Source organism: Dermacoccus sp. BD5, assembly GCF_044878485.1.
In the GTDB taxonomy this organism is placed as follows: Bacteria; Actinomycetota; Actinomycetes; order Actinomycetales; family Dermatophilaceae; genus Dermacoccus; species Dermacoccus nishinomiyaensis.
The window spans coordinates 275,170-300,378 of record NZ_JANJER010000002.1; the positions used below are offsets into that span (position 1 = coordinate 275,170).

Below are 25,209 nucleotides of genomic sequence, written 5' to 3' on the forward strand. Positions count from 1 at the left end.
GTCGCTCTGCATTGTGGAGCGTCATGGCGTCACCTCGACGGCGCCCCTTTCACCACCGGCAAGCCCACCGATGCGCGGCATCCCGACGTCGACGACCTGCCCGGGCACACGACCCGGCGCCATGTCGAGCCTGACGTACTCCTCACCCGGCGCGGGGCGCTCGTCCCGCTCCCCCTTGGCCGGCCACGCACTCATCGCACGTTCGGCCTGGGCGGTGATCGTCAGCGAAGGATTGACGCCAAGGTTCGCGGAGACAGCCGAACCGTCGACGATCGACAGAGTCGGGTAGCCGTGGACGCGGTGATAGGCGTCGATGACGCCCGTGCCCGGCCCGTCGCTGATCGGTGCGCCGCCGAGGAAGTGCGCCGTCATCGGCACCTCGAACAGCTCGTTCCACGTGCCGCCCGGCACCGCGGTGCCCTTGACGGCCTTCTGCAGCTCGCTCGCCATCGCGTGAATCGCCTTGTGCCCGCCAGCAATCCACGACGGATTGGGTTCGCCGTGGCCCTGCGCGGACGTCAGCTTCCACCCGCGGCGCGTGCGCTGCGGTGAGACGTCGATCGAGTTGTCGAGCGTCTGCATGACGAGGGCGATGACGGTGCGCTCACTCCATCTTCGCGGCACGACGGTCTTGAGCAGGGTGCCCGGGCGCTTGATGAACTCGCGCGCGAAGGCACGCGTGCGGCTCGGCACGTCGCCGGGGATGAGCAGGGTGGAGAAGAAGCCCATCGCGTTCGAGCCCTTGCCGTAACGGCAGTTCTCGACGTGCGTCGTGGCGTCGACGTGAAAGCTGGAGGTGATGGCGACGCCCTTCGTCAGGTCCGCGCCGCGCGGTACGTCGACGAGGGCCGCGCCACCGAGTTCTTCGGAGTTGGTACGCGTCAGCTTGCCCAGCCGCGGCGACAGGTGCCGCAGGCGCCCCTCGGCCCGCAGCGTGTGCAGCAACGACTGCGTCCCCCACGTCCCGGCGGCGAGGACGACGTGGCGGGCCGTCATCGTCCGGCGATCCCGACGCAGCCACGCGCCGGTGCGCTCACTCGTCACGCGCCAGCCGCCTTCGCCATGCTCACCGATCGGTTCGAGATCGACGACGGTGCGCATCGCCTCGATGCGTGCGCCGGCCCGTTCGGCGAGGGGCAGGTAGTTCTTGAGCAGCGTGTTCTTCGCGCCGACGCGGCAGCCGACCATGCAGTTGCCGCACTCGGTGCAGCCGGTGCGCGCCGGGCCCTCGCCCCCGAAGTAGGGGTCGTCGACGCGCTCGCCGGCGCGTCCGAAGTACACGCCGACCGGCGTCTTGCGGAACGTGTTCTCGACACCGAGGCTGCGGGCTGCGTCGCGCATGACGTTCTCGACGACGCCCTCACACGGGTTGGCCTCGACGACGCCGAGCATCTTCTTCGCCACGGTGTAGTGCGGCGCGAGTTCTTCCTGCCAGTCGGTGATGTGCGCCCACTGCGGGTCGTCGAAGAACGTCTTCGGCGGCACGTAGAGCGTGTTCGCGTAGTTGAGGCTGCCGCCGCCCACGCCCGCGCCCGCGAGGATGACGGCGTGCGGCAGCTTGTGGATGCGCTGCACGCCGAAGCACTTGAGCTTGGGCGCCCAGACGTAGTTGCGCACGTCCCAGCTCGTCTTGGCGAACTCGTCGTCACGCCGCCGCGGGCCGGCTTCGAGCACGACGACGTCATAGCCCTTCTCAGCCAACCGCAGCGCCGCGACCGAGCCGCCGAAACCGGAGCCGATGACGGCGACGTCGACGTCCATCGCCTGATCGCGCGAGGTGGTGTTCATGACAGGCCCGCCTTCTTCATGACGCGCAGACCCGTGCTCAGGGCGCGGGCGAACTGTCGCTGCGACACGCCCTTCGGCACGCCGAAGCCCTGCAACCGCTGCACGCTGACGTTCTGGATGTCGGTGTACTTCGTGATGCCTTCCGCGCCGTGACGCCGCCCGAGGCCGGAGGCCTTCATGCCGCCCATCGGCGCGCCGTTGCTCGCGTAAGCGGCCGCGTAGCCCTCGTTGACGTTGACGGTTCCGGTGCGGATGCGGGCGGCAATGGCGCGCCCGCGCGCGACATCCTTCGTCCAGACGGAGGCGTTGAGGCCGAAGTCGGTGTCATTGGCGAGGGCGACGGCCTCGTCGTCGTTGCTCACGCGGTACACGCTGACGACGGGCCCGAATGTCTCCTCGTCGCGGCACAGCATGCCGTCCGCGACGCCGTCGAGGACGGTCGGTTCGTAGCAGTACGGGCCGATGTCGGGGCGCGCCTTGCCTCCGGCCAGCACGGTCGCGCCCTTCGCGACGGCGTCGTCGACGTGCTGTGTGACGCGTTCGAGCTGGTCGGCCGAGATGAGGCTGCCCATGTCGTAGCCCCAGTCGAGCGCCACGCCGATCTTCATCGCTGTGACGCGTTCGAGGAAGCGTCGCAGGAACTCGTCGGCGATCTTCTCGTGCACGACGAGACGCTCGATCGAGATGCACAGCTGGCCCGCGCTCGCGAAGACGGCGCGCTGCGCGCACTCGGCGGCGCGCGTCAGGTCGGCGTCATCGGCGATGTACATGGCGTTCTTGCCACCGAGTTCGAGCGACGCGCTCTTGAGCCGCTCCCCCGCGTCGCGCGCGACGATGCGGCCCGTCTTCGTCGAACCGGTGAACATCACCGAGTCCGCGTGCTCGAGCACCGCCCCGCCGACGTTCGGCCCGTCGCCGAGGACGACCTGGAGCAGCCCCTCGGGCAGGCCCGCCTCGTCGCACAGTTCGACGGCGCGCAGGCACGTGAAGCTCGACTTCTCGTCCGGGCGCAGGACGACGGCGTTGCCCGCCGCGAGCGCTGGCAGCGCGTCCGTGATCGACATCGACAGCGGGTAGTTCCACGGCGCGACGATGCCGACGACGCCCTTCGGCAGATAGTGCGTGCGCGCCTGCGTCAGCACCGGAAGCGCGCCGAGGGCCTTGCGCTCGGCGAGATAGCTCGGCGCCTTCTTGGCGTAGTGACGGCACACGCCCGCGGTGTCGAGCACCTCCTCGAACGCCTGGATGCGCGCCTTGCCCGACTCGATCTGGATGAGGTCGAGCAACTCGTCCTGGCGATCGAGCACGAGGTCGTGCAGCCTCGTGAGGAACTCGACGCGTTCGCGGACGTCGCGCTGTGCCCATTCCTGCTGCGCTGCGCGCGCCCGTTCGTAGGCGGTGACGACGTCGTCGGGCGTCGACGTGGGCAGCGCGCCGATCGTCTCCCCCGTCAGCGGCGTCATGCGTTCCTGCGCCGGGCCGCTCGCGACGACGCGGGCGCTCATGCGTCGGACGGTCGCCTCGTCGAGAGCGAGCGGCCGCTGCGGGCGGGGCTGGGTGCGCGGTGAAGGCGTCATCCCCCCACTGTAGATGTGACCTCCGACACCGTGGTTACTTTCGCGTACACCGTGCACATGGCGGACGCCGTCGTGCGCTCTGCCGACGCGATGCGTCCCCTGACGCAGCACGCCCCCGCTCTTCGAAAGAGCGAGGGCGTGCCGGCTGGGGTGCGGGTCAGCTGCGCTGGTAGGGCGCGACGACGAGTTCGACGCGCTGGAACTCCTTGAGGTCGGAGTAACCGGTCGTCGCCATCGCGCGCTTGAGGGCGCCCATGATGTTGGTCGTGCCTTCGGCGCTCTGGCCGGGGCCGTCGAGGATCTGCTCGAGCGAACCGACGGTGCCGACCTCGACGCGCTCACCGCGCGGCAGCTGGCTGTGGTGCGCCTCGGGTCCCCAGTGGAACCCGCGGCCCGGCGCCTCCTCGGCACGCGCGAGGGCTGCGCCGAGCATGACGGCGTCAGCGCCGCACGCGACGGCCTTGACGATGTCGCCGGATGTGCCGACGCCGCCGTCCGCGATGACGTGGACGTATCGTCCGCCCGACTCGTCGAGGTAGTCGCGGCGCGCCGCCGCGACGTCGGAGATCGCCGTCGCCATGGGCGCGTGGATGCCGAGCGTGCGGCGCGTCGTGTGCGCGGCGCCGCCGCCGAAGCCGACGAGGACGCCGGCCGCGCCGGTGCGCATGAGGTGCAGCGCAGCGGTGTAGGTGCCCGCGCCGCCGACGATGACGGGGACGTCGAGCTCGTAGATGAAGCGCTTGAGGTTGAGCGGTTCGGACGCGCCGGAGACGTGCTCGGCCGAGACGGTCGTGCCGCGGATGACGAACAGGTCGACGCCCGCCGCGACGACGGTGCGCCAGTGCTCCTGCGTGCGCTGCGGTGTCAGGGCGCCGGCGACGGTGACGCCCGCGTCACGGATCTCCTTGAGGCGTGCGGTGATGAGTTCGGGCTTGATGGGCTCGGAGTAGATCTCGCGCATGCGGGCGGTGGCCTCGTCAGGGCTGCACGTCGCGATCTGCGCGAGCTGCTTCTCGGGCTCCTCGTAGCGCGTCCACAGGCCTTCGAGGTCGAGCACCGGCAGGCCGCCGAGCTTGCCGAACGCGATGGCCGTCGCGGGCGACATGAGCGAGTCCATCGGCGCCGCCATGACTGGCAGGTCGAAGTGATAGGCGTCGATCTGCCACGACGTCGACACCTCGCGCGGGTCGCGCGTGCGGCGCGACGGGACGATCGCGATGTCGTCGAGTGAATACGCGCGGCGACCGCGCTTGCCCTTGCCGATCTCGATCTCAGTCACGCGTCGATCCTATTCCCTCACGCCGTCTTCCGGCGCCCGCCCGAGGGCGGGTTTGTCGGGCCACTGGCGCGCGACCTGCGCGCAGACGATGAGTTGCAGCTGGTGGAACATCATGAGGGGCAGCACGAGCAGTCCGACGCCGGAGGGGAACAGCACGGTCGCCATCGGCAATCCGGACGCCATCGACTTCTTCGATCCGCAGAACACGATGGCGACCTGGTCGGCCCGCGAGAAGCCGAGGCGGCGGGCCGTCACGTACGAGCCGACCATGACGACGGCGAGTAGCACAGCGCAGATGAGAAGCAGCGCCACGACCTGCCACACGGTGACGTGACTCCACATGTGTTCGCGCATGCCGGCGCTGAATGCGGAGTAGACGACGAGCATGATGCCGCCGCGGTCGAGGTACGTCAGGCCCTGCTTGTGTTCGGCGAGGAAGCTGCCGAGGCGCTTGTGGCAGAACTGGCCGAGGATGAACGGCAGCAGCAGTTGGACGATGAGTTTCTCCGCCGAGTCGAGGCTGAACGCGGCCTGCCCGCCCATGACACCGATAACCAGCAAAGGTGTGAGCACGACGCCGAGCATGTTGGAGAACGAGGCGGCGCAGATCGACGCGGCGACGTTGCCGCGCGCGAGTGAGGTGAACGTGACGGACGACTGCACGGTCGACGGCAGCAGCGTCAGGTACAGCAGTCCGAGGCTGAGGGTGTGGGGCAGGAACGTGTCAGCGATGGGCCGGATGACGAGGCCCAGCAGTGGGAACGCGACGAACGTGAACGCGAGGACGAGCAGGTGGAGGCGCCAGTGGCGGAAGCCCTCTTTCGTCTCCTCGGTCGAGAGGCGCGCGCCGTAGAGGAAGAACAGCAGCCCGATGGCGATGTTCGTCGCCCATTCGACGGGCGCGACCGCACCGCCGCGTGCCGGCAGCAGGCACGCCAGGGCGACCATTCCGAGCAGGGCGAGGACGTATCCGTCGAGGTACTTGGTGATGAAGCGCACGGGTCATGAGTATCACCGGTCCTCGATGATGAAAACCTGCAGTGCCTTCCTCGGCGTGGCTACGCTCTTCGCATGGATGCCGCGAAGAAGCTCGACAAGGCCCGTATCGATCGGAGCCTCGTGGACGTCCATCGCAACCCTCGCTCTTCTGGAACCGTTTGGGGCTACGTGAGCGCCGTCGGCAAGAAGTGGGCTCTCATCGCGAACGCGCGCGACGGCGGGTACCCCGACGGGTTCACCGCTATTCGTCTGAAGGACGTGATCGCGGTGCGCAGACGCGCAGGCTTCGAGGACGCGTTCGCCAAGACGCGGACCGACTGGCCTGAGTCGCCGCTCCATCTCGATCTGGACTCGACGAGGGGTCTCCTGGAATCGGCGCCGACGCGGGGTCGGCTCATCGCGATCGAACGCGAGCGGAAGCTCGAGGACGCCATGTGGGTGGGCGTCCCGGTTCTGATCGACAAGCGTTGGACGTGGATGCACGAGGTCGATGCCGATGCCGCTTGGCGCGAGGAGCCTCTGGCCTACCGCACGACCAGCATCACCCGCGTCACCTGGGGCGACTCATACCTCTGTGCGCTCGAGGCAGTTCTGCCCGCGCGTCCTGATGTGGGCGTCGTCGCGACCAAGATGCTTCGTGACTGATCCGAGGTGCTTCACCGGTGACTCCATCCAACGCGCACCGGCGAGGCCAGCTGAACTGATCGTTGCCCGGAATGGCGTCATCCATGAGGCGTTTTCGGGCAACGTCCGTGGCCACCCGTACCAGCCGCTCCCTCCCACGACCGCACCACGACCGACACGGACGTCAGCGAGGCCACGAACTCCGCAAGCGGTGGCCGAACCCTCCCACGACCGCAGCACCCGACGACGCAGACGCACGAAGGCGGCCCCGTCGCGAGCTTGCGAGTGACCGGGGTCGCCTTCGTGGCGCATGACGTTGCCGCTCCCGGATCTCGGTGCGGCACAGGTCAGCGAATGGAGTAATTCGGGGCTTCGACGATGCCTTGGACGTCGTGGGGGTGGCTTTCTTTGAGCCCGGCGGAGGTGATGCGCACGAATTGGCCGCGCTTCTGCAGTTCGGGGATCGTCGAGCCGCCGACGTAGAACATCGACTGGTGCAGGCCGCCGACGAGTTGGCGGACGGCGTTGCTGACGGGGCCCTTGTAGGAGACGCGGCCTTCGATGCCTTCGGGGACGAGTTGGTCGTCGCTGATGACGTCGGCCTGGAAGTAGCGGTCCTTGGAATAGGACTTCTTGCCGCGTGAGCTCATCGCTCCGAGTGAGCCCATGCCGCGGTAGGCCTTGAACTGCTTGCCGTTGATGAGGACGACTTCGCCGGGTGATTCTTCGGTGCCGGCGAGCAGTGAGCCGACCATGACGGTGGAGGCGCCGGCGACGAGGGCCTTCGCGATGTCGCCGGAGTACTGCAGGCCGCCGTCGGCGATGACGGGCACGCCTGCGGGCTGGCATGCCTGCGCGGCTTCATAGACGGCGCTGACCTGCGGGACGCCGACGCCGGCGACGATGCGCGTCGTGCAGATGGAGCCGGGGCCGACACCGACCTTGACGGCGTCGACGCCGGCATCGACGAGTGCCTGCGCGCCCGCGCGGGTCGCGACGTTGCCGCCGACGATCTGCACGTGTTTCGTCACGGGGTCGGCCTTCAGCTTGCGGATCATGTCGAGCAGCAGCTTGGCGTGGCCGTGCGCGGTGTCGACGACGAGCACGTCGACGCCCGCTTCGATGAGCGTCGTCGCGCGCTGCCAGGCCTCACCGAAGTAGCCGACGGCGGCGCCGACGAGCAGGCGGCCCTCGGCGTCCTTCGAGGCGTTCGGGAACTGCTCGGACTTCACGAAGTCCTTGACGGTGATGAGCGCGACGAGACGCCCGTCGTCGTCGACGAGCGGCAGGCGCTCACGCTTGTGCTGACGCAGGATCGCCGTCGCGTCGTCGTTCGAGATGTCGACGGGAGCGGTGACGAGCGGCTGCGGCGTCATGACGTCGCGCACCTTCGTCGTCGCCCATTCCGCGACGGGCGTGAAGCGCAGGTCGCGGTTGGTGATCATGCCGACGAGCTTGTCGTCCTCGACGACGACGGGCAGCCCGGAGACGCGGTACTGGCCGCAGATCGCGTCGAGCTCTTCGAGCGTCTTGTCGGGCCCGATCGTCACGGGGTTCGTGATGCGCCCCGTCTGCGTGCGCTTGACGAGGTCGACCTGGTAGGCCTGATCCTCGATCGACAGGTTGCGGTGCAGCACACCCATGCCACCCTCGCGCGCCATGGCAATCGCCATGCGCGCTTCGGTGACGGTATCCATCGCCGCCGAAACGAGCGGAATGTTCAGGGTGATCTCGCGCGTCAGCTGCGCCGTCGTGTCGACCTCGGACGGGATGACGTCGGTCTCGCCGGGCAGCAGCAGAACGTCGTCATAGGTGAGGCCCAGCGTCGCGAACTTCGGGGGAACGTCAGTGACATGGTCAGAACCGAAAGCCATTCACCAAGTCTAGGACACTCCGGCCCCTGCCCTCACCGCGCGTGACGACGGCACAGGTGGCTGCACGACGAGCGCCGCAGCTCCGGTCAGTGCGAGCCGCTACCGGGCTCCATGACGAACCGCGCCGCAGCTACCGTCAGTCGGATTCGGCCGACGGGCTTCCCGTCGCGGTGGCGCCGGCGCTCGTCTGCGCGGCGCCCGGGTCCGAAACCGTGTCGGAGGGCGTCGGCGTGCTCGACGCCGACGGCGTGGTGGGCGGCGCAGCCGGACTCGTCGGCGTCGCAGTGCCGGACGAAGGCGTCGTCGGGCTGGTCGGCGACGTGGGCTGCGAGTGCGACGGCGACGGACGCGAACTGCTCGGCTTGGATGCGCTCGAGCTGCTCGGCTTGGACGTGCTCGAGGGCGAACCGGGCAAGGTCGATCCGGACGAGCCCGTCGGACGCGACGTGCTGGGCCGCGAGCTGGACGCCGAACCCGTCGACGGGCGCTGCGTCGTCGACTGGGGCGAGCGCTGGCCGCGCGTTCCCGGCGTCGAGCGCTGCGGCGCGTCGCCGCGCGTCGTCGTCATCGCCACGCTCGAGGGAACCTGCTCGGGAATCATCGAACCGGCGACTGAGCCCACACCCGAACGCTCGACGCCTGATTGCGCGGTTTCGGGTCGGGCCGCCTCACGACCGGCACTCTGGCCCTGACTCGGTCCACCATGCGCACTCGATCGCGCCGGTGCACCCGGCGCGGCGGCCACCGGTCCGGACAGCGTCGTCGGGGTGGGAACGGCCGTGGCGTGCACTCGGGGGACATCTGGTTCGGCGACGGCGCGCGCGTTGCTCCAGTCGAGGTGCAGCGGCGCGAGAACGGTCGACAGGCTTCCGCCGTTGACGGCAGCGGCGACGCTGGACAGCGCGACGACGGCGCCGGCGGAGACGGCCGTGAGACTGGCACGTCCACTCCAAGCACGCCGCGTACGGCGCTTCGAAGTAGGTCGCCCGGTCGCGAGGTAGCGGCCACCTCCGGCGAACTCGTCCCCGTGCGAAGCTGTGATGTTGGTGTCGATGACGGGGTGGGCCGACACATCCTTGTCGTGTACCTCGGGCCGGCGCGTCACCTCGGGACGCGACGGCCGCGTCACGGCCTCGCAGGTCGCGTCGATCTCACGTGTCCAGGCGGTGAACAGGTCGCTCAATGCCTGCTCGCCGGGGCTGCGCTCCAGGTCGTCGTCACCTTCGCGGGCCGGGGGCTCGACAACGGGCCGCAACCGGGCGGGGCGCAGGGCGGAGACGCAGCGCGCCTCCGAGGGGGGAACCGTCGTGCCGCGTGAGCACGGCGACTCGACGACGGAGCGGGCTCCGAGAGCGTCGAGCAGGGCGTCGTCCTCGGCGATGTCACGCAGGTTGGCCTCGACGTCGAAGCGGGTGGCGGGCGGTGTCATCGAAGCTCCTCCCCCGAGGTCTCGTGCAGGGTGCGCAGTCGCGCGAGCGCACGGTGCTGGGCGACACGGACGGCGCCCGGCGACATGCTGAGGCTCGCGCCCGTCTCCTCGGCGCTGAGGCCGACGGCGACGCGCAGCGTCAGGATCTCGCGCTGCTGCGGCGTCAACTTCTCCATGAGCACGGACAGCCGCCGCGCGGTGTCGAGGTTGAGCGCCGCGTCCTCGGGGGTGAGGCCGGGGTCAATCGTGTCGGGCACCTCGTCCGTCGGCACGGCGGAGCGGAAGGCGCCGCGCTGGACGTCGGCCACCTTGCGCGAGCAGATCGAATACACGAACGCTTCGAAGGGGACACCGCGCTCGACGTAGCGGGGCAGAGCCTTGAGCACAGCCACGCACACCTCCTGAGCCGCATCCGCTGCGAGTTCGCGGGAGCCACTGAAGGCCCCCAACCTTGCCGAGGCATAGCGAAGTGCACGTTGGTGCACGTCGTCGAGAAGTGTCTCCCGTGCCGCGTCGTCACCGGATCGCGCTGCTGAGACCAGCGCGGCGATGGACGAGGCTTCCCCGTTCACTTCCTCCATCGCTGTTGGGGTCGTGAGCGTTACATGGCGGCGCGCGGAACTCACCCGGGGCCATTCGGCCTCGGGTGAGGAGTATCCGGTCTCGCTCGTCATGCGGGCCTCTCCAAGGGGCTGCTGCGTGCTGTCGGACGGGGTTCTGCCTGCTCGTTTCTGGGCGTGCGGTCGCGCTTCAGTGTTCCGATCCGACGGTACTGCCTGTCGCGCTCTGACGGTGTGTGGGGCCGTAGATCGACGCTCCACGCTAACGAAGCTGGGGCCGCGGCGCCACCTCAGCGCCGCCCGCGATGGGACAATGGGGGCAGTCTCAGAAAGGAGTGCGTCATGAGCGCACACGCCGATGTTCAGATCCGTGACGAGTCGATCAAGCTCGGTCAGTTGCTCAAGCTCGCGAATCTCGTGGAGGACGGTGCGGAGGCGCGCGTGGTCATCACGGAGGGTCTCGTAACGGTGGATGGCGAGGTCGACACGCGTCGTAGCGCGCAGATCAAGGTCGGCAGCGTCGTGTGCCTCGAGGACGAGTGCGTGCGCGTCACGAACTGACGCCCGCTCCGCACCCCCGGCGCGAAGCCGGCTCCGGAACAACCTCGCGCGTTCCCGCCACCACCCGACGACGCGAGCCCCCCGGGCGAACAACGCCCCACGCTCCCACCATCGCACCACGGCGCGACGCCGGCGTCTGACCAACACCGCACGCTCTCGCCACCGCACCACGGCGCGACATGGACCCGTGACAGACGAATCCCGCCCCGTCCCACACTGAGCTTGCGAAGTGTGGGGCGGGGCGGGATTCGTCTGTCACGCCCGAAGCATCGTCGCGCCGAGCGGGGGGGGGGGGGGGGGGGGGGGGGCCCCCCCGCCCCCCCCCCCCCCCCCCCCCCCGGGGGGGGGGGCGGGGGGGGGGGGGGGGGGCCCCCCCCCGGGGCCCCCCCCCGCCGGCCCCCCCCCGGCCCCCGGGGGGGGGGGGGGCGCCCCCCCCGGGCCGGGCCCCCCCCCGGGGGGGGGGGGGCCCCGCCACGTCGGGCATTCGATCGTCAGGACATGCGTGACGCTTCGTCGTCGAACGCTTCGGAGTTGATGCGGCCGCGCACGAGGAACCAGCCGCCGACCATGAGCGCCGCGAGGACGGGCCCGCCGATGTAGACGGCCTTGGCGGCCTTCGGGTCGTCGCCGAACATGATGAGCAGCAGCACGGCCGCCATGAACAGCAGGCCGAAGATGTTGAGGAACGGCGCGCCCTTGAGCTTGAAGTCGGGTCGCTCCAGCTCGCCGCGCTTGGCCTTGCGCACCATCATGAGGTGGCTGATGAGGATCATCGACCACACGCCGATGATGCCGAGCGTCGCGAGCTCGAGGACCATCTCGAACGCGTCCGACGGCCACGCGTAGTTGATGCCGACGCCGATGAGGCCGAACGCGAACGTCGTGAAGATGCCCCAGTAGGGCACCTGCGTCTTGCTCATCTTCGCGAGGTAGCGCGGCGCGGTGCCGGCCATCGCCATCGAGCGCAGCACACGGCCGGTCGAGTACAGGCCGGAGTTCATCGAGCTCGCGACGGCGGAGATCAGCACGACGCTCATGATGTCGGCCATGTGGACGCCGCCGATGTGGAACCCGACGCGGTCGAGCACGGTGACGAACGGCGACTCACCCTTCTTGTACTGGTCGGTTGGCAGCAGCAGCGTCATCAGGGTGATCGTGCCGATGTAGAACACGAGGATGCGCCACACGACGGCGCGCGCCGCCTTCGGCATGATCTCGCGCGGGTTCTCCGTCTCGCCGGCGGCGACGCCGATGAGTTCCATCGACGCATACGCGAAGATGACGCCGGACATCAGCATGAACATCGGCGACACGCCGTTCGGGAAGAAACCGCTGTCGGTGATGTTGTGCAGGCCGGCCGTGGCGTGCTGCGAGCCGGACGAAAGATCCTTGCTCGTCACGATGAAGAAGATCGAGACGAACATGAACGCGATGATCGTGACGACCTTGATGATGGAGAACCAGAACTCCATCTCGCCGAACCACTTCACGCCGATGAGGTTGATGACGAGCACGATCGTGAGAGCCAGCAGCGCCAGAGCCCACTGCGGCAGCGCGTCGGAGATCGGTTTCCAGAAGATGAGGAACCCGGCGATGGCCGTCGAGTCGGCGATGCCGCAGATCGCATAGCTGAAGATCAGGGACGGGCCGGCCTCGTGCAGGCGCCCGGCGGAGCCGAGGAAGAGGCCGGAGCCGATGGCGCCGCCGATACCGATCATCTGGATGTGGCGGTTCTTCAGGTGCTTGGCGTACCCGGCGTCACCGGCGTCGTGGGAATGCGGGGCGTCGGCGGGGCCGTTCGCGCCGGGAGCCGCGGACCCGAAGGTGGGCGCAGGCTCAGAGATGGGGGAGGACATCGAGGGATGCCTTACTGCTCGAGGGCCGTAGCCCAGGCCACATGACTGGCACACTCTAGGCCACCGATGTGACCGCGTGCACACATGTGTCCGCTCTGAGATGACGCCATCGACGCGTGATGCCCCGCCTACGAACGTAGACGGGGCATCAGACGTGATGAGCGGAGGCTCACACCATGGCGTTGTCCTCGGAGTCGAACGCTTCGGCGTTGATCCGATTGCGGACGAGGAACCAACCGCCGATCATGAGAGCGGCCACGACCGGGCCCATGATGAGGACGACCTTCTGCAGCACGCCACCCTGCGTCGCCATCAGGACGAGGATGAAGCCGAGGAAGCCCAGCGCGACGATGTTGAGGAAGGGCGCGCCCTTGAGCTGGAAGTCGGGTCGCTGCATCTCACCGCGCTTCGCCTTGCGCACCATCATCATGTGCGAGATGAGGATCATGGCCCACACGCCGATGATGCCGAGGACGGCGACCTCCAGGACGATCTCGAAGGCATCCGAGGGCCACGCGTAGTTGATGGCCACACCGATGAGACCGAAGGCAGCCGTCGTCGCGATCGCGGCCCACGGCACCTGGTGCTTGCTCATCTTGCGCAGGTAACGCGGCGCCGTGCCCGCCTCGGCCATCGAGCGCAGCACGCGCCCGGTGGAGTAGAGGCCGGAGTTCATCGAGCTGGCGACCGCCGTCACGAGGACCACGGTCATGATGTCGGCCATCTTCACGCCGCCGATGTGGAAGCCGATGCGGTCGAAGACCGTCACGAAGGGCGAGGTGTCCGCCTGGTAGGCGGTGTGCGGCAGGAGCAGCGAGAACAGCGTGATCGTGCCGACGTAGAAGATCAGGATGCGCCACAGGACGGAGCGCACGGCCTTCGGCATGATCTCGCGCGGGTTCTCCGTCTCGCCGGCGGCGACACCGATGAGTTCCATGGCGGCGTAGGCGAAGATGACGCCGGACATCAGGGTCCACATGTGGCTCGGCCCGTTCGGGAACATCCCGCCGTGATCGGTGATGTTGCGCAGGCCTGCGGTATCAGGGCCCAGCTGGTGCGACGTCGCGATGAAGTAGATCGCGACCACCATGAAGACCACGAGCATGGCGACCTTGATGATGGAGAACCAGAACTCGACCTCGCCGAACAGCTTGACGCCGATGAGGTTGATGGCGAGAACGATCGCCAGCGCGATGAGGGCGAGCGCCCACTTCGGCAAGGCGTCGGACACCGGCTTCCAGAAGTACAGGAACGTCGCGATCGCCGTTGCGTCCGCGATGAGAGTGAAGGCCCAGTTCAGGAAGTGGAACCAACCCGCTGCGTACGCCCCCTTCTCTCCGATGAACTCGCGACTGTAGGAGACGAAGGCACCCGAACTCGGGCGGTGCAGCACCATCTCACCGAGCGCACGCACGACGATCATCGCGACGGCGCCGCAGATGGCGTAGCTGAAGATCAGGGACGGGCCGGCCTCGTTGAGACGCCCCGCGGAGCCGAGGAAGAGGCCCGAGCCGATGGCGCCGCCGATGCCGATCATCTGGATGTGGCGGTTCTTCAGGTGCTTGGCGTACCCGGTGTCGCCGGAGTCGCGCGAATCGGACGCGGCCGACTTCTTCAGCGCGTCAGGAGTCGAGGACATACGTTGCCTTTCATGAACAGGAGGACACCTCGGCCTCGCGCGGGGACGCACGTCGCCGGTCAGGTGTGCCGCCCATCACTGTAGGGCAGCGAGGTGACACCCATCGCGCCCCATTGTTACGGGAGTGTTAAGGGGGCCTGTGAAAGTCGCGTGGGTGACGGTCTGACGCTGCGGGGCGGCCTGGGCGAGCGCTCTGGACGCGACGCAACCGAGACCGCATCGTGACGATCGGCCGTCGACGCTGCGCTCGTAACCGGGGTGGAGCCTGCAGGGTTGGACCCGGGCGGACATACGACACGGGGCGCATCCTCGTCGTGAGGATGCGCCCCGTGAGCAAGTAGGCAACGCTTCGGGCAATCAGCCCTTGAAGGCGTCCTTGATCTTCTCGCCGGCCTGCTTGAGGTTGGCGCCCATCTGGTCGCCCTTGCCCTCGGCCTCGAGACCCTGATCGTCGCTCGCCTTGCCGAAGGCCTCCTTGGCCTGGCCGAGCTTCTCGTCCTTGGCGTTGTCGAACTTGTCATCGATACCCATGACATGAACTCCTTTCTCTGGACAACAGTTGCCTCGACCCTACGCCGCTTTCCGGAGCGTGGCTAGAGGGTTTTCTGGGAGCTCAGTGCGAGGCGTTCTCCTGCCCAGCGCGAGCGCAGCATGCGGTCGTGGCTCGCGGCGACGACGGCGCCCGGGTAGTCGTCGAGAGCCCGTTCGACGTCCTCGGCGAGCAGCAGTGAGAAGTGGTTGGTCGGTTCGTCGAGCAGCAGCACGTCCGGCGGCAACGCCAGCAGACACGCCAGATCGAGACGACGACGCTGCCCGACGCTGAGGTCGGCCAACGCACGGTTTTCGTCGCGTGCGGCGATGAGGCCGAACGTCGCGAGCGGACGTCGCGCTGCCAGGTCGTCACCGACACGGGCGCGGTAGGCGTCGAGGACGGTGGTGTCGGGCTCGAGGTGCGGGGCGTCGACGTCAGGGCCGGCAGAGGGCTGACGGTCGAACGCCAGCGGTGCCGTGTCCTGGCCGAGCAATCCGACGCTGATGCGGCGCTCGCGATGCACTGACCCCGTGACGGGCTCCAACTCGCCGGCGAGGACGCGCAGCAACGTCGACTTGCCGCACCCGTTCGGCCCCTCGACGAGGAGGCGCTCGCCGGCGGACACCGTCAGGCTCGTCGGCTCCAGACGCCCCGGAACGCTGACGGCGGACGACGCGAGCAGCGGCCCGCCGGGAAGTTCGGACGGGCGTGACGCCGCCGCGAGGGAACGCTCGGTGTTGAACCGCAACGTGGCCGGGGGTTTGCGCACCTGCGTCTTCTCGAGTCGCTCCAAGGCCGTGCGCGAATCGTTGACGCGGCGCGCGACGACGGTGGCGTTCTTGTCCGAGTAGAACTTCTTCGCCCCGCGCGCCTCGGTGCGGGACCCTCGTTCGGGGCGCCCGACGGTGTGGTCGTCCTTCATCTTCGCGCGCAGCCGTTTGAGTTCGGCCTGCTCGTCCTCGTACTGGCGCGCCCAGCGTTCGTGCTCGTCGTGGCGAGCGAGGACGTAGTCGGAGAACGTACCCGTGAAACGCGTGACGCCGTGGGCGGCGCCGGCGTCCGAGGCATCGGAGATGCGGGCGGCGACCCGGTGCGGCAGGGGCCGCGGGTCGAGGTCGATGAGGTCGGTGATGCTCTCGTCGAGGAAGGCACGGTCGTGGCTCGCGAGCAGCACCGGGCCGGGCCACGTCAGGAGCATCGATGTGAGCAGCTGCGCGCCACGATCGTCGAGGTGGTTGGTCGGTTCGTCGAGCAGCAGCGTCTGCGGACGGCGGATGAGCATCCACGCCAAGGAGAAGCGGGCGAGCTGGCCGCCAGAGACCTCGTTCATCGGCGTGTCACGCGCGATCGCGCCGATGCCGAGGCCGTCGACGAGTTCGTCGATCGTGTGCTCGACGTTCCACGCGTCGGCTCGCTCCGCCGCGGCGAGGGCGGCGTCGAGTTCGGTCGCCACGAGCGCGTCCTCGGCGTTTCGCGCGAGACGCTCGCCCGCGACCTCGACCGCTCGCGCCAGAGCGTGGATCGGCTCGGCGGCGTCGTCGAGCACGTGCTGCGCCGTCAGCGTCAGGGCGAACGGCGCCTGTTGATGATGCAGACCGACGCTGCCGGGCGCGGTGATGCTGCCCGCATCCGGGCGCTCGAGGCCGGCGACGAGACGCAGCAGCGTCGACTTGCCCGTGCCGTTCTCGCCGATGAGGGCGGCGCGTTCGCCCCCCGCGACGCTGAAGGAGATGTTCGTCAGGACGCGACGGTCGGGATAGCTCTTCGACACGCCGTCGACGCGCAGATGGCTGCCGGACGAGCCGCCGGCCGAGGGCAGGGACGATGAATACACAGGCCTCCTGGAGTGGTGGGAACACCCTCACGTTAGGCGGCGCGGCGGGGTGGCGTCACCCGATTTTCAGCGGGCTGGGCGGTCCGTCAGCCAGTGGGCCCGGCGACCTGACGCCCCGGCGACGCGGCGCCCCGTCGACCCAGCGGGCACTCGTCAGCCGGGGCGACATGTCATGTGCCGTCGGGCTGGCGCCCCGCTCGTCACTCGGAGGGGCGGGGCTCGTCGACGTCAGTGGTGTTCATGCCGCTCTCGCGCAGGTGCGTGTCGAGGCTGACGCGTTCGTCGAACACGAAGCACTCGCCGCGCCAGTCGACATCGGCGTCCGGCATCTGCGCGAAGTAGTTGAGGATGCCGCCCTGAAGCTGGAAGACCTCGAGACCCAGATCCTGCATCCACGGGCTCGACTTCTCGCAGCGGATGCCGCCCGTGCAGTACATCGCGACCTTCGTCCCGCTCTCACGCCACGCAGGCGCATGCGCCTCGACGTAGTCGGCGAAGTCGCGGAAGTTCTCGACGCCCGGGTCGATCGCCCCCTCGAAGTGGCCGACGCCGAACTCGAAGCTGTTGCGGTTGTCGAGGACGACGACGTCGTCGCGCCGGACCAGCTCGCGCCATCGCTGCGGCGCGACGTCGGTGGCGCGCACGTCCTGCATGCGGTTCGGCATGTCGAGCCCGCCGACGCCCAGCGGCACGATCTCGCGCTTCGCCTTGACCATCATGCGGCGAAACGGCGGACGTGTGAACGCGGTGCGCTTGGTGACGATGCCGTCGAACAGGGCCCGCGTGACGGCGTCGGCGCTCGCTGCCGCGAGGAAGGCGTCGACCTGTTCGGGCGCTCCGGCGAGCATGCCGTTGACGCCCTCGCTCGCGATGAGGACCGACCCCGTCAAACCCTCGCGCGCAGCGCACAGCTCGCGCACCCGCACGACGGCGGCGTCGACGTCGGGCACCGCGACGAACCGATAGAACGCGATGTGATCGCCGCTCGACGGGAGGGCGGACGGAGCGGGAGAGGTCATGGGTGCGAGATCGTCGGAGGGAGCGCCGGGCATGACGGCATTCTCTCAGCTTCTTCGAACCTGACGGCAGGCGAACGCATGGGCTCGCCTTGTAGCGCACACAGCTTCATCACAGCCGCGGCGGCCAGCGTGCATCCGTGGGGCCACGAACGGTCGAGGCCCACGGATGAAGGAGTCAACCATGGCGAAGAACGGTCGCAAGATCGCCGCCGGCGTCGGCGCAGTGAGCACCCTCGCGGTCTCGGGGGCGGCGCTCGCGAGCTCGCAGACGGTGAGCACCGGCACCTCTACCCCGAACATCACGACGCAGCAGGGCAGCGCCGCCGGCCAGGACGGGCACGGCATGCGCGGCATGCACGACAAGCTGGTCACGGGGACCGCGGCGACGAACGTCAAGAATGCGGTGAAGGCGAAGGACGCGTCGATCACCGTCAAGGGCGTGCGTCAGGCGCCGGACGGTTCGTACCGCGCGTTCGGCACGAAGGCCGGCAAGCGCGTCATGGTCGAAGTGAGAAAGGACCTCAAGACGGTCACCGTGCGCACCGGCATGGGCCCGGGAGGCCACGGCGGCCCCGGGGAGCACGGCCACCATCGCGGCACCGAGGTGACGGGCACCGCCCTGACGGACGTCAAGAACGCCGTCAAGGCGAAGGACTCGGGCGTCACCGTCGAGAAGGTCTACAAGGAGAGCGACGGCACCTACCGCGCGTTCGGCACGAAGGCGGGCGCGCACGTGCGGATCGACGTCAGCAAGGATCTCAAGACCGTGACGGTGACGGCCGGCAAGCCCGGCGGGCCGGGCGGGCATGACGGACCCCGCCACGATGGCGCGCCGAGCGGCCAGACGCAGGGTGGCTCGGGTTCGACGAGTTCGTCGACGACGGCACCCACCTCGTCGAGCACGAGCGCGCAGGCTGCCTGATCAGTCGCGTCACGTGGTGCTGCCCGAGTCAGCCCTGACTGACTCGGGCAGCATCATGTGGCTCAGGCGGCGGACGGCTGACGCGATGCGCGCCGCGGGCTGTTCAGTCTTCGTCGGCGTTGGCAGTCGGGTCGTCGGCGGCGAGGTCGAGCAGGCGCGGTTCGTCCCAGGCCACGAACCGCCATGCGCCCGGGCGTCCCTCGAGCGTCAGGACGGTCGTGTTGGGGATCCGACGACGACGCACCTCCTGCGGCGTGAGGTTCTCGCACCGCGACGTCACCCATAGCCGCAGCACCGCGCCATGGCTGACGACGGCGAGCGTCGCATCGTCGTCGAGCCCGTCCAGGGAGCGTTCGAGTGCCTCGGTAAACCGTTCGAGCGTCTCCGCGCCGGCGGGGCCACCCGGGATGCGCGCCTCGAGGTCACCGGTGGCCCACGCGTAGGCCGTGTCGAGGTAGATGTCGGCGGCTTCGTGCGTCGTCGCCATCTCGAGATCACCGGCGAAGATCTTACCGAAGCCGGCGTCCTGCGTCAGCGTCAGCCCGCGTTCGGCGGCGAGCGGTCCGGCCGTGAGGCGCGCGCGATCGTGCGCGGACGCGACGACTCGATCGATGCGGCGATCGGCGAGGCGCGGCACGAGGTCGTCGGCCTGCGCGTGGCCGAGCTCGGTGAGCCCGGCGCCGGGCAGCGCGGTGTCCAGCGCACCGATGACGTTGTTGGGGGTCTGGCCGTGGCGGATGAGCAGGAGGGTGGTCACCCGCTCATCCAATCAGCCGGGGGTGAGCCCCGCCTGAACGGAGGCTTGTCGGCCCTCGGGTCTAGACTTCGACGCAGAACGATCACGCATACGACGAAAGGGGCGCTCAATGGGTCTTTCACCCCTCGAGTGGCCCGTCCTGCGTCAGGTGCGATCGAAGGATTTCCTCGGTCGCGGCCCGGCAGTGACGAGTGAGAAGACTCGAACGCTCGAACCGCGCACGACGACGGCCGACCGCGTCGTGCAGTCGGTCTGCCCCTATTGCGCCGTCGGCTGCGGCCAGCGCGTGTTCGTCAAGGACGAGAAGGTCGTCGGGATCGAAGGCGATCAAGATTCGCCGATCTCGCGCGGCCGCCTATGCCCGAAGGGGGCAGCGAGCGAGCAGCTCGTCAACAACCCCTCGCGCGTCAAGCAGGTGCTCTACCGCAAGCCGGGTGGCACCGATTGGGAGCCGATCGAGCGCGACAAGGCCATCGACATGGTCGTCGACCGGTTCATCGCCAGCCGCCGCAACGGATGGCAGGAGACGGACGACAAAGGCAACCGCCTGCGTCGCACCATGGGAATCGCCTCGTTGGGTGGAGCAACGCTCGACAACGAGGAGAACTACCTCATCAAGAAGCTGTTCACCGCCGCGGGGGCCATACAGATCGAGAACCAGGCGCGTATTTGACACAGCGCCACGGTTCCCAGTCTGGGAGCCTCGTTCGGGCGTGGTGGAGCCACCAATTCACTGCAGGACATGGCGAACGCCGACCTCATCCTCATCGAGGGGTCGAACATGGCCGAGTGCCACCCGGTGGGTTTCCAGTGGGTGACGGAGGCCAAGGCGCGCGGCGCGAAGGTCATCCACATCGACCCCCGCTTCACGCGCACGTCCGCCGTGGCCGACAAGCACATCCCCATCCGCGGCGGAAGTGACATCGTCTTCCTCGGTGCACTCATCAACCATGTGCTGACGACCGAGTCCTACTTCCGTGACTACGTCGTCGCCTACACCAACGCGGCAACGATCGTCAGCGACGACTTCGTCGACACCGAGGAGCTCGACGGGCTGTTCTCCGGGTACGACCCGAGCACGGGTCAGTACGACCAGAGTTCGTGGCAGTACAAGACGCCGCCCGGCAAACCGGACCAGGGCACCTCGAGTGACGAGAAGAGCGGTTCCTCTGGCCACCAGGCGAGCGGTGGCGCCGAGACGCACGGCTCGGGTGGCCCGACGCTCGCGCATTCGGCCGTGCTGCGCGACGAGACGCTCACCGATCCGATGTGCGTGCTGCAGATCATGAAGCGGCACTACGCGCGCTACACACCGGAGATGGTCGAAGAGGTGTGCGGCGTCTCCAAGGAGGACTTCGCACTCGTCGCCCGCGAGGTCGTCGCCAACTCTGGTCGCGAGCGCACGACGATGTTCGCCTACGCCGTCGGTTGGACCCAGCACGTCGGCGGGGCCCAGATGATTCGCACCGCGGCGATCCTGCAGTTGCTCATGGGTAACGTCGGGCGTCCTGGCGCCGGCATCATGGCGCTGCGCGGACACGCGACGATTCAGGGATCGACCGACATTCCCACACTGTTCAACCTGCTGCCGGGCTACCTTCCGATGCCGCGGGTCTCCGACCACGAGACGCTCGAGGATTACATCGACTCGATCGTGTCGAAGGATGCCAAGGGGTACTGGGCGAATGCCGACAAGTACGCCGTGTCGCTGTTCAAGGCCTGGTACGGCGAGAAAGCGACAAGTGCGAACAACTTCGGGCTCGACTACATGCCGCGTCTGTCCGGCGCGCACGGGACGTACCAGACGGTCATGGGCATGATCGAGAACCAGGTCGAGGGTTATTTCGTGCTCGGGCAGAACCCGGCCGTCGGATCGGCCAACGCCCGTATGCAACGTGAGGGCCTACGCCACCTCAAGTGGCTCGTCGTGCGCGACTTCCAGCTCATCGAGACCGCGACCTTCTGGAAGGATGCGCCGGAGATCGCCTCCGGGGAGTGGAGGAGTGAGGACATCGACACCGAGGTCTTCTTCTTCCCCGCGGCGACGCACGTCGAGAAGGCCGGTACGTTCACCCAGACCCAACGTCTCGTGCAGTGGCGTCACAAGGCGGTCAACCCGCCGGGCGACGCGCAGAGCGAGCTCGACTTCTTCCACGAGGTCGGGGTGCGCATCCGTGCCAGGCTGGCCGATTCGAGCGACCCCATCGACGAGCCACTCAAGGCGATCACGTGGGATTACCCCAAGGACGAGCACGGCGAGGTCATCGCCGAATCGGTCATGGCCGAGATCAACGGAACCGACGCGGAGGGCAAGCCCCTCGCGACGTACGCGGATCTCAAGGCTGACGGTTCCACGACGTCGGGATGCTGGATCTACGCCGGCATCTACAAGGACGGGGTCAATCAGGCCGCGCGGCGCAAGCCTGGGTACGAGCAGGACGAGACGGCCGCCGAATGGGCGTGGGCGTGGCCCGCGAACCGCCGCACGCTCTACAACCGCGCCTCCGCGGACCGTGAGGGCAAGCCGTGGAGCGAGCGCAAGAAGCTCATCTGGTGGGACGAGGAGAAAGGCCAGTGGGTCGGCAAGGACAACCCCGACTTCCCGCTCAAGACCGCCCCGTCCTACCGTCCGAAGGAGGGTGTGGGTGGGCCCGACGGCCTCGCAGGCGACGATCCGTTCATCATGATGGCGGACGGCAAGGGCTGGCTCTACGCGCCGCTCGGTCTCGTCGACGGCCCGATGCCGACGCACTACGAGGCTGCGGAATCGCCGATGCGCAACCCGCTCTACAGCCAGCAGTCGAACCCGACACGGGTGACGTTCCGTCGTAAGGACAACCTCAACGCGCCGAGCGAGGGCATGCCGGGTGGCGACGTGTACCCGTACGTGTTCCAGATCGGGCGCCTGACGGAGCATCACACGGCCGGCGGCATGAGCCGTTGGTTGCCGTACCTGTCGGAGCTTCAGCCGTCGATGTTCATCGAGGTCTCACCCGATCTCGCGGCCGAGAAGGGCCTCGAGAACGGCGACTGGGCGACAGTCGTGTCGGCTCGCGCGGCGATCGAGGCGCGCGTGCTCGTCACCGACCGCATGGTGCCGCTCAAGATCGGTGGCCGCATGGTGCACCAGATCGGCATGCCGTACCACTGGGGCAGCGCGAAGTCCGCTGAGGTGCATGGTGATTCGGCGAACGACCTGCTCGGCGTGGTGCTCGATCGCAACACCCAGATCCAGGAGGGCAAGATGGGCATGTGCGACATCCGTCCGGGCCGCCGTCCACAGGATCGGGACGAGTACGAGCAGCTCGTCAGTGAGTACCAGAGCCGCGCCGGCGTCACCGTCGAGACGGGCAACGAGATCTGCCAGGAGTGTGACTGATGAGCCTGGTGACCGAGTACATCCGTTCGCAGTTCGCGAGTGGCGGTGACCCGTCGAAGCAGGCGGGTTGGGGCACCCCGGAGGCGACGACGCTGACGGGTGGTGCGCCCAACGACGTCCTCGCCGAACGCATGGGCTTCTTCACCGACACCTCGATCTGCATCGGCTGCAAGGCCTGCGAGGTCGCGTGCAAGGAGTGGAACCGCAACCCCGAGGACGGGTACGAGTTCACCGGCTACTCCTACGACAACACGGGTGAGCTGGGTGCCGACACCTGGCGTCACGTCGCGTTCGTCGAGCAGTCGGGCGAGCAGATCGCGCGGGCCCGTGAGTCGGGGCGCAAGCTCGTCGACCTCGGCATGCCGACGCTGCGGTCGACCCCCGGTGACGGTGCAGAAGCTGCGGGTGGCTCGGGCGAAGCGTCGCACCTCGCCGACCTGCCGGATGACGCCGCGCGCGCCATCCGCGTCGCCGGTGGGCACACCGACTACGCGACCGACGCGCCGTCAGCGCTCGACCCGGGCGCCCCTGCGCTCGACGTCGAACAGGCGCAGGTGGCGGACGAGTTGGCGGGGGTCAACGTGCTCGACATCGTCGCGACCGACAACGGCGTCATGCCGACGGCGCTGCACGAGGCCCAGGATTTCCGGTGGCTCATGGCCTCCGATGTCTGCAAGCACTGCACGCACGCCGGGTGTCTCGACAACTGCCCGACGGGCGCGCTGTTCCGCACCGAGTTCGGCACGGTCGTCGTGCAGGCCGACGTGTGCAACGGCTGCGGCTACTGCGTCGGCGGGTGTCCGTTCGGCGTCATCGAACGGCGTGAGAAGACGGCGACCGTCAATCACGGCAACGCGCAGAAGTGCACGCTGTGCTACGACCGGCTCAAGGAAGGCCAGACGCCCGCGTGCGCGCAGACGTGCCCCACGACATCGATCAAGTTCGGCACGCACGCGGAGATGGTCGCGATCGCGGAGGAGCGCGTCGCTCAGCTGCACGCGCAGGGCATGACGGAGGCGCGCCTCTACGGCGCGAACCTCGACGACGGCGTCGGCGGCACCGGTTCGGTCTTCCTCCTGCTCGACGATCCCGAGGTGTACGGCCTGCCGCCGGACCCGGTGGCGCCGTCGAAGACCTTGCCGGAGTCGTACAAGCGGATGGTCATGGCAGCCGGTGGCATGGTGGCCGCAGCAGCGCTGGCGTTCGTCGGAGGTGGTGTGGCGTGAGCGTGAACTCCCTTGATGCGTATAGGGATCCTGAACCCGAGGGTGGGCGGCGCCGTCGCGGCGGGCGTGGCGGCAAACGTCGTCGTCCGACCGACTGGCTGAACGGTCGCGAGGGCCGCGGTGAGCGCGCGCTCGTGCCGGACGTCGAGTTCCAGAGCTACTACGGGCGTGGCGTCATCAAGCCCGTGCCGTGGGAATGGCCGATTCCGACGTACCTGTTCTTCGGTGGCCTCGCGGGCGGCTCGCAATTGCTCGCGACCGGCGCGTACCTGACGGGCAACGAACCCCTGCAGCGCGTGACGCGCCTGACGACGGCCGTCGCGGTCGCCGTCTCGGGTGCGTCGCTCATCGGCGACCTGGGTCGCCCGGAGCGCTTCTACAACATGATGCGCGTGGCGAAGCTCAGCTCGCCGATGTCGGTGGGCACGTGGATCCTCTCCGGTTTCAGCGGCGGTGCGATGCCGCTCGCGGCCCTCGAGGTGCTGCGGATGCTGCCGCTCAAGCGAAGCGGCACCGTGACGGGTCTGGTCGGCGCGCTCGATCGCGTGGCCGGGGCTGCAGGCGAGGTCGCGTCGGCGTCCTCGCTCGAGGTGCCGGGGTCGCGGTGGTTGCGGCGGCAGTCGCGTGCTGCGGGTCGTCGTGACGCCGGATTACGCGTCAACGGGGCACTCGTCGGCGTTGAGAAGATGCTCGGCGTCACCGAACCGGGATTCGTCGCGCTCGGTGCGTCGATGGCGGCGCCGCTGGCGACCTACACGGCGGTGCTGCTGTCGAACACGTCGACGCCGACGTGGCACGAGTCGCGGCTGTACCTGCCGTTCGTGTTCGGCGGTTCAGCATCGGCCGCGGCGAGCGGCAACGCGATGATGTGGACGCCAGTCGAGAAGGCTGGCCCCGCCCGGGCGCTAGCCCTCATCGGGCCGGCCGTCGACCTCGGCGCGCTCAATCGTCTCGAGAAGCACCTCGACGCCGAGGGCGTCGGCGAGCCGCTGCACCACGGCACTGCCGGCAAGCTCAACAAGGCGAGCATGGCGCTCAACGTCGCCGGGTTCGTCGGGACGGCGCTGTTCGCGCGACGCTCGCGCGTGGCGTCCGTCGTCTCCGGGGCCTGCTTCGTCGCAGGCTCGGTGTGCACGCGCTTCGCGGTGTTTGAGGCCGGCATGGAATCGGCGAAGGACCCGAAGTACACGATGGGGCCGCAGCGCCGCCGCCTCGACGCGCGTGGCGGGACGGAGAACATCACGACGGGCCCGCGGCTGGCCTCGTCGGATGATGCCCCCCGCACCGCGGATGGGCGCCGACCGCTGCCTGGCCCGGACGGCAAGCCCGTCAACCTCTGAGCGCTCGCGTGTCT

The 25,209-nt window shown here is 68.7% G+C and carries 19 protein-coding genes; 6 read left to right on the top strand and 13 right to left on the bottom strand.

Translation table 11 applies throughout. The features are described 5' to 3' along the window. Positions 1–21: 21 nt before the first annotated feature. The 4 genes from NQ706_RS02890 to NQ706_RS02905 form a co-directional block, all read right to left on the bottom strand. Entirely contained in the window at positions 22–1,788 is a 1,767-nt protein-coding gene (locus tag NQ706_RS02890) for a GMC oxidoreductase (protein ID WP_038569104.1), read from the bottom strand. Next, positions 1,785–3,365, bottom strand: a complete 1,581-nt coding sequence (locus tag NQ706_RS02895; RefSeq protein ID WP_038569106.1) for a succinic semialdehyde dehydrogenase — start codon at positions 3,363–3,365, stop codon at positions 1,785–1,787. Before NQ706_RS02895 ends, NQ706_RS02890 begins: the two co-directional genes overlap by 4 nt. A 157-nt stretch (positions 3,366–3,522) precedes the next feature. Continuing rightward, complete coding sequence (locus NQ706_RS02900; RefSeq protein WP_038569108.1) at positions 3,523–4,644, bottom strand: GuaB3 family IMP dehydrogenase-related protein; 1,122 nt, start codon at positions 4,642–4,644, stop codon at positions 3,523–3,525. A 9-nt stretch (positions 4,645–4,653) separates the two neighbouring features. Beyond that, positions 4,654–5,643, bottom strand: a complete 990-nt coding sequence (locus NQ706_RS02905; protein ID WP_038569110.1) for a bile acid:sodium symporter family protein — start codon at positions 5,641–5,643, stop codon at positions 4,654–4,656. Positions 5,644–5,715: 72 nt separating this feature from the next. On the opposite strand from NQ706_RS02905, the gene NQ706_RS02910 reads away from it, so the two are divergent. Continuing rightward, positions 5,716–6,288, top strand: coding sequence for a hypothetical protein (locus NQ706_RS02910; RefSeq protein WP_150112780.1), 573 nt, complete (start codon positions 5,716–5,718; stop codon positions 6,286–6,288). 326 nt (positions 6,289–6,614) lie between these two features. On the opposite strand, the gene guaB is transcribed toward NQ706_RS02910, so the two are convergent. The 3 genes from guaB to shbA all read right to left on the bottom strand — a co-directional run bounded on the left by guaB (position 6,615) and on the right by shbA (position 10,244). Next, a complete protein-coding gene (gene guaB / locus NQ706_RS02915; protein WP_038569113.1) occupies positions 6,615–8,141 on the bottom strand; it encodes an IMP dehydrogenase in 1,527 nt (508 codons plus the stop codon). Positions 8,142–8,277: 136 nt separating this feature from the next. Beyond that, positions 8,278–9,570 carry a hypothetical protein gene (locus tag NQ706_RS02920; RefSeq protein WP_038569115.1) on the bottom strand — a complete coding sequence of 431 codons (1,293 nt, stop codon included), beginning with the start codon at positions 9,568–9,570 and terminating at the stop codon, positions 8,278–8,280. Further along, on the bottom strand, positions 9,567–10,244 hold the full coding sequence (shbA, locus tag NQ706_RS02925) for an RNA polymerase sigma factor ShbA (protein WP_074040287.1): 678 nt from the start codon (positions 10,242–10,244) through the stop codon (positions 9,567–9,569). Before shbA ends, NQ706_RS02920 begins: the two co-directional genes overlap by 4 nt. A 228-nt stretch (positions 10,245–10,472) precedes the next feature. Here shbA and NQ706_RS02930 point away from each other — a divergent pair, with 228 nt between their 5' ends. Further along, positions 10,473–10,691 carry an RNA-binding S4 domain-containing protein gene (locus NQ706_RS02930; RefSeq protein ID WP_006944081.1) on the top strand — a complete coding sequence of 73 codons (219 nt, stop codon included), beginning with the start codon at positions 10,473–10,475 and terminating at the stop codon, positions 10,689–10,691. Between the two features lie 491 nt (positions 10,692–11,182). On the opposite strand, the gene NQ706_RS02935 is transcribed toward NQ706_RS02930, so the two are convergent. From NQ706_RS02935 to NQ706_RS02955, 5 genes are all read right to left on the bottom strand, one after another. Then, entirely contained in the window at positions 11,183–12,547 is a 1,365-nt protein-coding gene (locus NQ706_RS02935) for an amino acid permease (RefSeq protein WP_038566789.1), read from the bottom strand. Between the two features lie 169 nt (positions 12,548–12,716). Next, entirely contained in the window at positions 12,717–14,186 is a 1,470-nt protein-coding gene (locus tag NQ706_RS02940; RefSeq protein WP_038566791.1) for an amino acid permease, read from the bottom strand. Positions 14,187–14,543: 357 nt separating this feature from the next. Continuing rightward, positions 14,544–14,717: a CsbD family protein gene (locus tag NQ706_RS02945; RefSeq protein WP_006945671.1), complete on the bottom strand. Its 174-nt coding sequence runs from the start codon at positions 14,715–14,717 to the stop codon at positions 14,544–14,546. A gap of 62 nt (positions 14,718–14,779) precedes the next feature. Beyond that, entirely contained in the window at positions 14,780–16,552 is a 1,773-nt protein-coding gene (locus tag NQ706_RS02950; RefSeq protein WP_038566796.1) for an ABC-F family ATP-binding cassette domain-containing protein, read from the bottom strand. Positions 16,553–16,752: 200 nt separating this feature from the next. Continuing rightward, positions 16,753–17,604, bottom strand: a complete 852-nt coding sequence (locus NQ706_RS02955; protein WP_404360360.1) for a rhodanese-like domain-containing protein — start codon at positions 17,602–17,604, stop codon at positions 16,753–16,755. Between the two features lie 148 nt (positions 17,605–17,752). Between NQ706_RS02955 and NQ706_RS02960 the strand changes: the two genes are divergently transcribed. After that, positions 17,753–18,493, top strand: a complete 741-nt coding sequence (locus NQ706_RS02960) for a hypothetical protein (protein ID WP_150112710.1) — start codon at positions 17,753–17,755, stop codon at positions 18,491–18,493. 103 nt (positions 18,494–18,596) lie between these two features. Here NQ706_RS02960 and NQ706_RS02965 read toward each other — a convergent pair whose 3' ends face one another. Next, positions 18,597–19,250 carry a histidine phosphatase family protein gene (locus tag NQ706_RS02965; RefSeq protein WP_038566802.1) on the bottom strand — a complete coding sequence of 218 codons (654 nt, stop codon included), beginning with the start codon at positions 19,248–19,250 and terminating at the stop codon, positions 18,597–18,599. 109 nt (positions 19,251–19,359) lie between these two features. On the opposite strand from NQ706_RS02965, the gene fdh reads away from it, so the two are divergent. Genes fdh through nrfD form a run of 3 tightly spaced genes read left to right on the top strand, consistent with a single transcriptional unit; the run spans position 19,360 to position 25,195 of the window. Continuing rightward, positions 19,360–22,629, top strand: a complete 3,270-nt coding sequence (gene fdh, locus NQ706_RS02970; protein ID WP_239303125.1) for a formate dehydrogenase — start codon at positions 19,360–19,362, stop codon at positions 22,627–22,629. Then, complete coding sequence (locus NQ706_RS02975) at positions 22,629–23,855, top strand: 4Fe-4S dicluster domain-containing protein (RefSeq protein WP_038566807.1); 1,227 nt, start codon at positions 22,629–22,631, stop codon at positions 23,853–23,855. The genes fdh and NQ706_RS02975 overlap by 1 nt, the downstream gene beginning before the upstream one ends. Continuing rightward, positions 23,852–25,195 carry an NrfD/PsrC family molybdoenzyme membrane anchor subunit gene (nrfD, locus tag NQ706_RS02980; protein WP_081873565.1) on the top strand — a complete coding sequence of 448 codons (1,344 nt, stop codon included), beginning with the start codon at positions 23,852–23,854 and terminating at the stop codon, positions 25,193–25,195. Before NQ706_RS02975 ends, nrfD begins: the two co-directional genes overlap by 4 nt. Positions 25,196–25,209: the final 14 nt, after the last annotated feature.